Origin of the sequence: Kitasatospora sp. NPDC058406 (assembly GCF_042722765.1) — a bacterium.
Classification (GTDB): domain Bacteria; phylum Actinomycetota; class Actinomycetes; order Streptomycetales; family Streptomycetaceae; genus Kitasatospora.
Window position 1 is genome coordinate 69625 of record NZ_JBHXKE010000006.1, and the last position, 12074, is coordinate 81698.

Here is a 12074-nt window from a genome sequence, read left to right on the forward strand (position 1 = left end):
GTCGGTAGTGCGCCGAACCGAATCGAGGGTGTACCCAGGTACACCCTTTCTCGGCAGCCCCCTTCATGGTGGGTGACGATCATGCCGCCCTAGGCTGTCGGCCATGCCCTCCACGACGCTGCGCCGTGCGCTCGCCAGGGGCGCCGCCCGGCCCCCGTGGTCGGCCGCCGCCCGGCGTGACACCCTCTTCATCGCCTCCGGCATCCCGCCGGCCCTCCCGGTCCTGACCGCCGCCGTGACACCGAAACTGACCTTCCTCCTCCTGGGTCTGGTCCTGCTCTGCCTGCGCCCGCTGACGACCGCCCAGCGCAGCCGACTGCGGGTGCTGCGCGGCGTGGAGGTGCGCCCGCTGCTGCGGCCGGTCGGCGTCCCGTCCGGCCTCCTGACGAGGCTGCGCACCGGGGTCAGCTGGCGGCAGGTCGGCTACCACCTGGTGGCCGGCCCCCTGCTCGCCGTCGGTGCGATGGGGGCCGTGTACGCCTGGGGCGCGGCCCTGGTGGCGAGCACCGTGTTCGGCTGGGCCTGGCTGATGCCGCACTCCACCCCGGTCCGGCAGAAGTGGTTCCAGCTGGACGTCCCGCTCACCGTGGGCGGTCTCGTGATCCTCGCCGTGCTGCCCTGGGCGGTGGCCCTGCTGGCCCGGCTGGAGAAGGTCGCGGCGGTGCGGTTGCTCGGGCCGGGTCGGGCGGAGGCACTGGAGCACCGGATCGAGGAGGTGGTCGAGAGCCGGGCCGGCCTGGTGGACGCCGTCGACGCGGAACGCCGCCGGATCGAGCGCGACCTGCACGACGGCACCCAGCAGCGCCTCACCTCGCTCGCGATGAACCTGGGCCTGGCCCGGCGCACGCTCAAGGACGTCCCGCCCGAGGCCATGCAGGTGATCGTCGAGGCGCACGAGGAGGCCCAGGCGGCCATCGACGAGTTGCGCGACCTCGTCCGCGGCCTGCACCCGGCGGTCCTGGAGGACCGCGGCCTGGACGCGGCACTCTCCGGTATCGCGGCCCGCGCCCCGCTCCCGGTGCGGGTGGACGTCGACCTGGCCGAGTACATAGCGCCGACCGTCGAGGCGGTCGCCTACTTCACCGTCTCCGAGGCGCTGACCAACGTCGCCAAGCACGCCAAGGCCTCCCGGGTGCAGCTCTCGGTGCGGACGGCCGGCGGTCGGCTGCGGTTGGTCGTCAGCGACGACGGCGTCGGCGGGGCGGACGCCTCGCGGGGCACCGGGCTGACCGGTCTGCGCAAGCGCACCGCCTCGGTCGACGGCACCCTTTCCGTTCTCAGCCCCCTCGGGGGCCCGACCACCATCTCCGTGGAGTTGCCGTGCGTGCTGTGATCGCCGAGGACTCGGTCCTGCTCAGGGTCGGCCTCGTCAAGGTGCTGGAGGCGGTGGGCTTCGAGGTGGTCGCCGCGGTCGGGGACGCCGAGGCACTGCTCGCCGCGGTGGAGGAGCACCGCCCGGGGGTGGTGGTGGCGGACGTACGGATGCCGCCGGGCTACAGCGACGAGGGCGTCCGGGCCGCACTGCTGATCCGCCGGCAGTGGCCGGAGGTGGCGGTGCTGCTGCTCTCCCAGTTCGTGGAGGAGCGGTACGCCGCCGATCTGCTGGCCACCAACACCAGCGGGGTCGGATACCTGCTCAAACAGCGGGTGGCCAACGTGGACGACTTCGTGGACGCGCTGCAGCGGGTCGCCGACGGCGGTACCGCGCTCGACCCGGAGGTGGTCGCCCAGCTGCTGGTCCGCCGTCACCGCGATCCGCTGGAGCGGCTGACCCCGCGGGAGCGGGACGTGCTGGGCCTGATGGCGGAGGGCCGGTCGAACACCGCGATCGCTGCCGCTCTTGTGGTCAGCGACAGCGCGGTGGCCAAGCACATCAACTCGATCTTCGCCAAGCTCGACCTGCCGCCGGCCGACGACAGCCACCGCCGGGTGCTGGCGGTGCTGCGGTTCCTGGAGGTCGGGTAGTCCATGGTGGGAAGGCGGCGCGACCAGGAGCAACGAGAGCAGCACGAGCTGCACGAGCTGCACGAGCAGCACGAGCAGCACGAGCAGCGCGAGCCAAGGGAGAAGGGGACGGGGAACGGCACCGGGAGGCGGGTGCACCGGATGTGGCGGGTGCTCGGCGTCCTGGCTCTGGCCGTGACGCTGGTCATCGGCGCGGTACAGACCTGGGCGATGGCGGTGCAGCAGCGGACGGAGTCGGAGAAGTCCTACCCGGTGGCGGTGAGCAAGGTGGTGCTGGACACCGGTTCGGCGACGGTCCGGATCAGTCCGGGGCGGGAGGGCGAGGTGGTGGTCCGCCAGGAGCTGGACTGGATGATCAGACCGCCCGTCATCTCGGTGCTCTTCGACCGCGGCGACCTCAGGGTGGAGATGCGCTGCAGCCAGGTGATGCCGGTGGCGAAGCTCGGCTGCGGCGCGGAGATCGAGCTGGAGGTGCCGGTCGGTGTCTCGGTGGAGGGCACGGGATCCTCCGGCAGCCTGTCCGTGCGGGGGGTGACGGGGGAGGTCCGGCTGGATTCCACCTCGGGGTCGATCCTGCTGGCCGACCTCTCCGGCCCGGTGGTCGCCGGCACCACCTCCGGTGCGGTGAAGGGCGCCGGTCTCACCTCCGCCGCGGTGGAGGTGAGGGCGACCTCGGGCTCGGTCGACCTCTCCTTCGCCCAGGCGCCGCGGACCGTGGACATCGGCGCCACGTCGGGGTCGGTGACCCTGGGCCTGCCGCGCGGTTCGGTCTACCGCTTCAACGGGGGCACCGTCTCGGGGAGCCGCCACATCGACCCGCTGCTGGCCGACCAGTCCAGCACCAACCAGGTCCGTGTCTCGGTGACCTCCGGTTCGGTGACGGTCCTCTCCTCTCCCGGCGCGTCGGGCGGCTGACCCGGCCCGTGCCCCCGCAGCTCGTGCCCCCGCGGCCCGTGTCTCGCGGCCTGCGGTCCGCGGCCCGGCCACGGGGGCTCCGCCAACGCCGCCGTCCGCCGGCCGTCGGGCCCCGCGGCGGCCTAGTCCCGGTCCCGTCCGCCGGGTGGGGGACAATGAAGAGTCCCGAACCCCCTTCCCCGAGGTCAGCCGCGCATGACAGTCACGCCCGCACCCACCGCGACCAGCACCGAGTTCGCGCCGCTGAACATCGGTCCGATGCAGGTCTGGCCGCCCGTCGTGCTGGCGCCGATGGCCGGCATCACCAACGCGCCGTTCCGCACCCTCTGCCGTGAGCAGAGCGGCGGCAAGGGGCTGTACGTCTCCGAGATGATCACCACGCGGGCTCTGGTTGAGCGCAACGCCAAGACCATGCAGCTGATCAAGTTCGACCCGAGCGAGAAGCCCCGCTCGATCCAGCTGTACGGCGTGGACCCGGTGACCGTCGGCAAGGCGGCGCGGATGATCGCCGACGAGGGCCTGGCCGACCACATCGACCTGAACTTCGGCTGCCCCGTCCCCAAGGTGACCCGCAAGGGCGGCGGCTCGGCGCTGCCGTACAAGCGCAACCTGTTGCGCGAGATCCTCCGTGAGGCCGTGGCCAACGCCGGCGACCTCCCGGTGACCATGAAGATGCGCAAGGGCATTGACGACGACCACCTCACCTTCCTCGACGCCGGGCGGATCGGCGCGGAGGAGGGCGTGTCGGCGATCGCCCTGCACGGGCGCACCGCCGCCCAGCACTACGGCGGCACCGCGGACTGGTCGGCGATCGCCCGACTGCGCGAGGCCGTTCCGGCGGACGTCCCGGTGCTCGGCAACGGGGACATCTGGTCGGCGGACGACGCGCTGCGGATGATGCGCGAGACCGGTTGCGACGGTGTGGTGGTCGGGCGCGGTTGCCTGGGCCGTCCGTGGCTGTTCCGGGACCTGGTGTCGATCTTCGAGGGCGAGGTGGACTACGCCCGTCCGACCTTCGCCGACGTGGCGCGGGCGATGGTCCGCCACGCGCAGCTGCTCGGTGAGTGGCTGGGCGACGAGGCCCGCGGTGTGATCGACTTCCGCAAGCACGTCGCCTGGTACACCAAGGGCTTCTCGGTCGGTTCGGAGCTTCGCGTGAAGCTCGCCAATTCCTCCTCCCTGGCCGAACTGGCCGAAACCCTCGCCCTGGTGGAGCAGTCGCAGGCCTGGCCGGCCGGTGCCGACGGCCCCCGCGGACGGACGAGCGGCAACAACCGGGTGGTTCTGCCCGAGGGATGGTTGGACGATCCGTATGACTGCGCCCGCCCGGGTGCAGACGCCGAATCGGACACATCTGGCGGATGATCTGTCCATAGCGGCGAAATGGCCCCTCGAAGGCCTCTCGCCACCCTGTCCCAGCCCTCTTGGCCAATCTGGCCAAGAGGGCTCCCTTTTGGCAACCGAACATCACGGAGAGAGCACGTTTCTGGACGGAGTGCGACGATCGGCGGATCCGGTCTACGCTCAAGCGGTGAGATGCGCTGGTGACGCTTGCCACATACGGTGCCGGTAGAAGGCGGCCGACAGGACGAAATGAACAAGTCGCCGGCGAATCGCTTCCCGAAGGGGGTGGCGGCGGATCGCGCGCTCAGGGTGCAGGAAATCAAGCCGAGGCGTCAGCTTGCACGGCCGACCGCTACCCTGCGTCCCGCCTGTGTGATCTTCCTGTTTCGTAGCGTTCAAGACTTGAACACTAGCTCGCGTCATCCGGACGATTTCGCCAACAGAGGTGAACGCCTTTAGGTGCATTCGATCTATCGGGTTACCCCTGGGTACCAGCCTCGTACGGCCTATTGGCGGCGCAGAAGTGCCTTCGAAATGGGTATGTTCTCCGGCGTCAGGGCAACCGTGTGCGAGGAGACCGACCCGTGTCGTCCCAGCAGAAGTTTGTTTACTCCTTCACTGAAGGAAACAAGGACCTCAAGGACCTTCTCGGCGGCAAGGGCGCGAACCTGGCCGAGATGACCAACCTGGGGCTCCCCGTCCCTCCGGGGTTCACCATCACCACCGAGGCCTGCAAGGTCTTCCTGGAGACCGGCAGTGAGCCCGCCTCCCTCCACGAGGAGATCGGCGCCCACCTGGACGCCCTTGAGCAGGAGATGGGCAAGAAGCTCGGCCAGGCCGACGACCCGCTGCTCGTCTCGGTCCGCTCGGGCGCCAAGTTCTCCATGCCCGGCATGATGGACACGGTCCTGAACATCGGCCTCTCCGACGCCTCCGTGGTCGGCCTGGTCGCGCAGTCCGGCAACGAGCGGTTCGCCTGGGACTCCTACCGTCGCCTGGTCCAGATGTTCGGCAAGACCGTGCTGGGCGTCGACGGCGAGCTGTTCGAGGAGGCCCTGGACGAGGCCAAGCACGCGAAGGGCACCACCAACGACCTCGACCTGGACGGCGCCGACCTCCGGCAGCTCGTCGAGGTGTTCAAGGCGATCGTCGAGCGCGAGACCGGCCGGGCCTTCCCGCAGGACCCGCGCGAGCAGATGGACCTCGCGATCCACGCCGTCTTCCACTCCTGGAACGGCGACCGGGCGCGCCTCTACCGCCGCCAGGAGCGCATCCCGAACGACCTGGGCACCGCGGTCAACGTCTGCAGCATGGTCTTCGGCAACCTCGGCGAGGACTCCGGCACCGGTGTCGCCTTCACCCGTGACCCCTCCACCGGCACCCAGGGCGTCTACGGCGACTACCTCTCCAACGCGCAGGGCGAGGACGTCGTCGCCGGCATCCGCAACACCCTGCCGCTGGCCGAGCTGGAGAAGCTCGACAAGAAGTCGTACGACGAGCTCATGGCGATCATGCAGAAGCTCGAGAACCACTACCTCGACCTCTGCGACATCGAGTTCACCATCGAGCGCGGCAAGCTCTGGATGCTGCAGACCCGGGTCGGCAAGCGCACCGCCGCCGCCGCGTTCCGGATCGCCGTCCAGCTGGTCGACCAGGGCCTGATCGACCTGGACGAGGCCCTGATGCGGGTCACCGGCGGCCAGCTCTCGCAGCTGATGTTCCCGCGCTTCGCACCCGACTCCACGTCCAAGCAGATCGCCTGGGGCCTCGCCGCCTCGCCCGGCGCCGCGATCGGCAAGATCGTCTTCGACTCCTACACCGCGGTGAAGTGGTCCCGCTCCGGCGAGAAGGTCATCCTCGTCCGCCGCGAGACCAACCCGGACGACCTGGACGGCATGATCGCCGCCGAGGGCATCCTCACCTCGCGCGGCGGCAAGACCTCGCACGCCGCCGTGGTCGCCCGCGGCATGGGCAAGACCTGTGTCTGCGGGGCCGAGGAGCTGGAGGTCGACACCAAGCGCCGCCGGATGACCACCGCCGACGGCCTGGTGCTGGAGGAGGGCGACGTCGTCTCGATCGACGGCGCGACCGGCAAGGTCTACCTCGGCGAGGTACCCGTGCTCCCCTCCCCGGTGGTGGAGTACTTCGAGGGCACCCTGCACGCGGGCGCCGACGTCCAGGGCGGTCTGGTCCAGGCCGTGCACCGGCTGATGTCGCACGCCGACGGCCGTCGCCGGCTCGCCGTGCGTGCCAACGCGGACAACGCCGAGGACAGCGGGCGCGCCCGCCGGTACGGCGCCCAGGGCATCGGCCTCTGCCGCACCGAGCACATGTTCCTCGGGGAGGAGCGCCGCAAGGAGGTCGAGCACCTGATCCTCGCGGACAACGACAAGGACCGCGAGACCGCGCTCTCCACCCTGCTGCCGCTGCAGAAGGGCGACTTCCTGGAGCTCTTCCAGGCGATGGACGGCCTGCCCGTCACCGTCCGGCTGCTCGACCCGCCGCTGCACGAGTTCCTGCCTGACATCACCGAGCTGTCGGTGCGCGTCGCCCTCGCCGAGGCCCGCAAGGACCCGAACGAGAACGACCTGCGCCTGCTCCAGGCAGTGCACAAGCTGCACGAGCAGAACCCGATGCTCGGTCTGCGCGGCGTCCGCCTCGGCCTGGTCATCCCCGGTCTGTTCGGCATGCAGGTCCGCGCCATCGCCGAGGCCGCGGCCGAGCGGAAGCTGGCCGGCGGGGACCCGCGCCCCGAGGTGATGATCCCGCTGGTCGGCACCGTCCAGGAGCTGGAGCTGGTCCGCGACGAGTGCGAGCGCGTCCTCGCCGAGGTCGCCCAGTCCACCGGCGTCCAGCTGGACATCAAGCTGGGCACCATGATCGAGCTGCCGCGCGCCGCCGTGACGGCCGGCCAGATCGCCGAGGCCGCCGAGTTCTTCTCCTTCGGCACCAACGACCTCACCCAGACGGTTTGGGGCTTCTCCCGCGACGACGTCGAGGCCTCCTTCTTCACGGCCTACCTGGAGAAGGGCATCTTCGGGGTCTCCCCGTTCGAGACCATCGACCGCGACGGCGTCGGCGCGCTGGTCAAGCACGCCGTCGAGGCCGGCCGGGCCACCCGCCCCGACCTCAAGCTCGGCGTCTGCGGCGAGCACGGCGGCGACCCGGAGTCGGTGCACTTCTTCCACGAGGTGGGGCTGGACTACGTCTCCTGCTCCCCCTTCCGGATCCCGGTGGCGCGTCTGGAGGCAGGCCGCGCCGCCATCGAGACTGCGGGCAGCGACTCGCGCTGAGGGCTCTGAGCCCCTCGGCACGGTCGAATCGCTGACCGTATCCCCTCCACCCGGGAGGGGCGTACACCGGAGCTCGGCGCAGGAGAACCGGCGTACGTGAGGCGGCCGGGGCGGGAACGGACAACGGCGTCCGTCCCCGTCCCGGCCGCTGCTCTTTCCACGGCCGGGCCTCGGCCGGGCTCGGCCGGGCCACCACGGCCGGACCGCGAGCGGACGACCGCCGGGCCGGGCGGGTCGGGCGGGCCGGCGGGCCCGCCACCCCCTCACCCCGCAGCCCTCCTCGGAACAGCGGTGCCGGCGGGTGTGTCGGCGGCCACGCGCGAGGTTGCCCGGTCCGGGCCCGGGTGGCTGCCAAGCTGGGCCCATGACCAGCAGAAACCGCCTGTTCACCGCCCTGGCCGTGCTGCTCTGCGTGCTCGCCGCCGCAGTCGGGTACGTCCTGTCGGACGACGCCGGCGACAGCACGCCCGAGGCCTCCGCGACGTCCTCGACCGGTCCGGCGACGCCGAAGTCCACCGGGCCCAGGCCCACCGCACCGAGGTCCACCGCACCGAAGCCGTCCCCGCCCGCGGGCACCGCGTCCGCCCCGGGCACGCCCGCGCCCGCCGGCACCTGGGTGCCGACCGACCCGGCGATGGCCGACGTCTGCCGCACCGGGCTGCCGGTCCAGGCCCGTGACACGCTCGGCCTGATCGCCAAGGGCGGCCCGTACCCGTACCGCTCGGACGGCATCGTCTTCGAGAACCGTGAAAGCCGCCTGCCCCGCAAGACCTCCGGCTACTACCACGAGTTCACCGTCGTCACCCCCGGCTCCGCCGACCGTGGCGCCCGTCGCGTGGTCACCGGCGAGTCCGGCGAGCAGTTCTGGACCGCCGACCACTACGCGACCTTCCAGGAGATCGACGTCCGCTGCTGACGGTGCCGCCACCGGCGGTCCGGCCGCCGACCGGTCCGGCCGCCGACGGGCAGTGCCGAGCGGTCCACCAGCGAAAGTACTTTCCAGCTCGGAAAGTAGATGCCATAGTGAGAGCATCACGGCGCTCTCCCGGAGGGCCGCACCGCAGGGGGATCCCATGAGCAGCTCCGAGCCCGTCCGACCCGCGCTTCCCGCAGCCGAGGCGCTGCGCCTCGCCGACCGCGCCAAGGCGGCCGCCCAGGCCTCCGGCCGGCTCCCCGGCTGGTACGGCCCGGCCTTCGCGGTGGCGTTCACCGTCTACGGGACCGGCGTCGGTCAGGCGATCGGGGCCGGGGTCTCCTGGCTGAGCGGCGTGTTCGGCGTGGTCTTCGCCGCCCTGACCGGTGCGCTCGCCCGGATCGCGATGCGCGAGGCGGGCATCGTGCACCGGCCGGCTCCCGGTTACGGCGGCCTGATCGTGCTGGCCGTCCTCGGGGTGTTCGCCGCGGCCGGGGCCGCCTCGGGCCTGGTCCTGCTGGCCGGTGGCGGTGTGCGCTGGATAGGTGCGGCCGCCGGTCTCGCGGCCGGTGCGGCGTTCTGGGCGGTCACCGGGTGGCTGGCGGAGCGGATCCGGCGCGACGCGGCGGCCCACTGATGGCGGCCCCGTTCGATCCGCTGCTCCAGCACCCGACCAGGCTCACCGTGCTGGCCTTCCTCAGCGCCTGCGCGGAGGCCGAGTTCGGCACCGTCCGCGACCACTGCGAGGTCTCCGACTCGGTGCTCAGCAAGGCCGCGACCGCGTTGGAGCAGGCCGGCTACCTCAAGGTCAGGAAGGGCGCGGTCGGCAGGCGTCCGCGCACCTGGCTCGTCGCGACCAGGGCCGGTCGGCGGGCCCTCACCGAGCACCTCGCGGAACTCCAGCGCCTGGTGGCCGCCGCCGAGGCCGCCGGCGCCGCCACTGCCGCCACCACGGCGACCGCCCCCGCCGACACCGTCCCCCCGCCCACCGACGCCGCGCCCACCGACGTCACGCCTGCCGTCTCCTGACCCGCCGCCCCCTGCCCGTCCCTGCGTACGCCGTCGGCCGCCGCCGGGCGTCTCCGCGTCTTCGCATCTCCGCGTCTCCGCGCAGCCCGTGGGGCCGGCCGCGCCGGGATCACCGGGCCCGCCGCCAGGTGATCCGGGCCTGAGGGCCGTGCGGTCCCCCGGCGAGCAGCACGGCCAGCTCCCGCAGCACGGGCGCCGGGTCGCGCCGCAGCTGGAGCGGGGTCGTGCGGACCACCGGCAGGCCGGCCACGGTGAGCCGGTTGGCCCGGGTCAGGCTCCGCTCGTGGTCGGCCGGGCGCAGGTGCCAGGCCCGGGAGTCGATCTCCAGCGCGACGCAGGCCTGCGGCCAGTAGGCGTCGGGCACGGCCAGGAACCGCCCGTCCAGCAGGAGGACCGGGTTCCAGAGCGGTTCCGGGAGCCCGGAGCCGCGCACCGCGTCCCGGGCCTCGCCCTCGACCACCGAGCGGACCCCGGCGGCCAGTTCCTCCACCACCCCGGCCAGCCCGGTCAGGTCGAGCGCGTCCGGCCGGGCCATCAACTGGTCCAGCAGCTCGCCGAGTTCGCAGTGCCGCCGCTGGACGGCCTCGGCGCAGAGCGCCCGGAACCGGCGCCGTCCGCTCTCCCGGGGTGCGAGGTCGGCCAGCGCCCGGGCGACCGTCGTGCTCCGGAGCCCGTCGTCGCGCTCGTACCCGCCCGGCATCGCTCCGGCCGCACGGTGGATCCGCACGAACCCCCGGTCGGAGACCCGTCGTGGGCCCGGGATCAGGACGTCCACCGAGGTCAGGTCGGCCGGGTGCCCGGCCGACGGCAGCCCCGCGTCGGCCAGGACGGCCGTGCCGGTCAGCAGCACGTCTCCGGCGGGCCCGTCCGCCCGGCCCTTGGGCGTCGCGTACGCGAGTGCCGCGCGCAGTCGTTGATGGGACGTCAGCCGTCCGGTCTGCAGGCAGATCACCCGGGGAAGCACCTGTTGCCACGGTCCGCCCGGCCGCAGGCGGTGGGCGATGGTGCCGGACGGGACGCCGAGCCCGTGCAGTTGTGCACGGGTGACGATGTGCTGTTGGTCGGCGCCGAGCAGCAGCAGCGGGTCGACGAGTCCGATGGCGCGGGTCATGCCCGGGGTGCTTCCCGCCCGGGTCGGCGGTATGCGAAACGTCGCCCGTGCGGGGAGTCATGGGTCATGCGGGGTTGACGCAGGACCGGTCGGACGGGTGGGCTGGGGCCCGATGACGGCTCCTCACGCCGGCCCCGCGCTCGACGCGCTCGACGGCCTCTCGGTCGGCGACGCCTTCGGCGCGCAGTTCTTCGTTCCCGCCACGGCCAGGGCCCACCTGGCCGCCCGCACCGCCCCGCCCGGCCCCTGGCCGTGGACCGACGACACCGAGATGGCCTGTTCGGTGTACGCCGCGCACACCGAGCGCGGGGCCGTCGACACCTTCGACCTCACCCACGGCTTCGCCCGGCGCCACGACTTCGACCGCGGCTACGGCCCGGCCGCCAACCGGCTGCTCCGGCTGGTCCGCGAGGGCGGTGACGCCAAGGTACTGGCCGCCGAACTCTTCGACGGCCAGGGCTCGTACGGCAACGGCGCCGCGATGCGGGTCGCCCCGCTGGGGGCGGCGTACGCCGACGACCCGGGGGCGGCGGTCGAGCCGGCCGCCGACAGCGCGGCGATCACCCACACCCACCCGCAGGCCGTGGACGGCGCGATCGCCGTGGCGGTGGCCGCGGCCTTCGCGGTACGGGCCCGCGCGGAGCCCGTGACCGCGAGGGGCTTCCTGGAGTCGGTGCGGGACCTCACGCCGTTCGGAGCCGTGCGGGACGGCCTGACCGAGGCGGTCGCGCTGCTGGACGAACGTGACCTCGGGGCCGTGGCGAAGGTGCTCGGCAACGGCAGCCGGGTCAGCGCCGCCGACACCGTCCCGTACGCGCTCTGGTGCGCGGCCCGCAGGCTCACCGACTACCGCGGGGCGCTCTGGGAGGCCGTGAGCGCCGGCGGGGACATGGACACCGTGGCCGCGATCACCGGCGGTGTGGTCGCGGCCCGTACCGGGGCGGGCGGCATCCCCGCCGCCTGGACGGCGGCCCGCGAACCGCTGCCCGCCTGGGCCTTCGTCGAGCCGGGCGGTGTGGCGAACGCGCCGGAGCACGGTTCCCCGAAGCCGCTGCGGCTGCCGCGCCCGTGTCCCGTCCCGGACGTGGTCTGGAGCGAGGACGAGTGGCAGCGGATCAGGCGGGGCCTGCGCCCGCGCGGGACGGAGCAGCCGTGGGAGTCCTACACCTCCGAGGGGGTGCTCCACCTGCACCGTGCCCGGACCGGGTTCGCGATCTGGGCGGTCCGGGTGGCCCCCGTGCGGGGCGGCGGACGGCGGCCGGTGTCGGCGCTGGTCGAGGCGCATCCCGCCCACGTCGGGAGCGCGGACGGTCCGGAGCTCCTCGGCGAGGTCCTGGCCCTCGCCACCCGGGGGTACCGGCCCTGAGCACCGGTCGCCCCGGAGGGCCGTGACCGGACCCCCGCGGGCGACCGGACCCCCGGCACGAGGGCGGCCCCGAAGCGCCCGCAGGTGGCCCCGCCGCCCGCCGGCGGTCGTGTCGCCGTGACCGCCCGATCCGGGCGG

At 73.0% G+C, this 12074-nt stretch carries 10 protein-coding genes; 9 read left to right on the forward strand and 1 reads right to left on the reverse strand.

Translation table 11 applies throughout. The features are described from left to right. Positions 1-103: 103 nt before the first annotated feature. From ACFWOG_RS02690 to ACFWOG_RS02725, 8 genes are all read left to right on the forward strand, one after another. The gene (locus ACFWOG_RS02690) at positions 104-1333 is read left to right on the forward strand and encodes a histidine kinase (protein ID WP_329951519.1); all 1230 of its coding nucleotides are present in this window, start codon (positions 104-106) and stop codon (positions 1331-1333) included. Beyond that, entirely contained in the window at positions 1321-1965 is a 645-nt protein-coding gene (locus ACFWOG_RS02695; protein ID WP_329879012.1) for a response regulator transcription factor, read from the forward strand. The genes ACFWOG_RS02690 and ACFWOG_RS02695 overlap by 13 nt, the downstream gene beginning before the upstream one ends. A gap of 3 nt (positions 1966-1968) precedes the next feature. Beyond that, positions 1969-2880, forward strand: a complete 912-nt coding sequence (locus ACFWOG_RS02700; RefSeq protein WP_380354001.1) for a DUF4097 family beta strand repeat-containing protein — start codon at positions 1969-1971, stop codon at positions 2878-2880. Positions 2881-3075: 195 nt separating this feature from the next. After that, positions 3076-4245 carry a tRNA dihydrouridine synthase DusB gene (dusB, locus tag ACFWOG_RS02705; RefSeq protein ID WP_329879010.1) on the forward strand — a complete coding sequence of 390 codons (1170 nt, stop codon included), beginning with the start codon at positions 3076-3078 and terminating at the stop codon, positions 4243-4245. A 563-nt stretch (positions 4246-4808) separates the two neighbouring features. Next, positions 4809-7517: a pyruvate, phosphate dikinase gene (ppdK, locus tag ACFWOG_RS02710; RefSeq protein ID WP_329879009.1), complete on the forward strand. Its 2709-nt coding sequence runs from the start codon at positions 4809-4811 to the stop codon at positions 7515-7517. A gap of 364 nt (positions 7518-7881) precedes the next feature. Continuing rightward, positions 7882-8433 (forward strand): ribonuclease domain-containing protein, encoded by a 552-nt coding sequence (locus ACFWOG_RS02715; protein WP_380354004.1) that lies wholly within the window; start codon positions 7882-7884, stop codon positions 8431-8433. A gap of 157 nt (positions 8434-8590) precedes the next feature. After that, positions 8591-9067, forward strand: coding sequence for a hypothetical protein (locus ACFWOG_RS02720; RefSeq protein WP_329879007.1), 477 nt, complete (start codon positions 8591-8593; stop codon positions 9065-9067). Then, positions 9067-9459: a transcriptional regulator gene (locus ACFWOG_RS02725; RefSeq protein WP_329951523.1), complete on the forward strand. Its 393-nt coding sequence runs from the start codon at positions 9067-9069 to the stop codon at positions 9457-9459. The genes ACFWOG_RS02720 and ACFWOG_RS02725 overlap by 1 nt, the downstream gene beginning before the upstream one ends. A 109-nt stretch (positions 9460-9568) precedes the next feature. On the opposite strand, the gene ACFWOG_RS02730 is transcribed toward ACFWOG_RS02725, so the two are convergent. After that, positions 9569-10570, reverse strand: coding sequence for a hypothetical protein (locus tag ACFWOG_RS02730; protein ID WP_380354007.1), 1002 nt, complete (start codon positions 10568-10570; stop codon positions 9569-9571). A 112-nt stretch (positions 10571-10682) separates the two neighbouring features. Here ACFWOG_RS02730 and ACFWOG_RS02735 point away from each other — a divergent pair, with 112 nt between their 5' ends. Then, positions 10683-11936, forward strand: a complete 1254-nt coding sequence (locus ACFWOG_RS02735) for an ADP-ribosylglycohydrolase family protein (protein ID WP_380354010.1) — start codon at positions 10683-10685, stop codon at positions 11934-11936. Positions 11937-12074 lie beyond the last annotated feature (138 nt).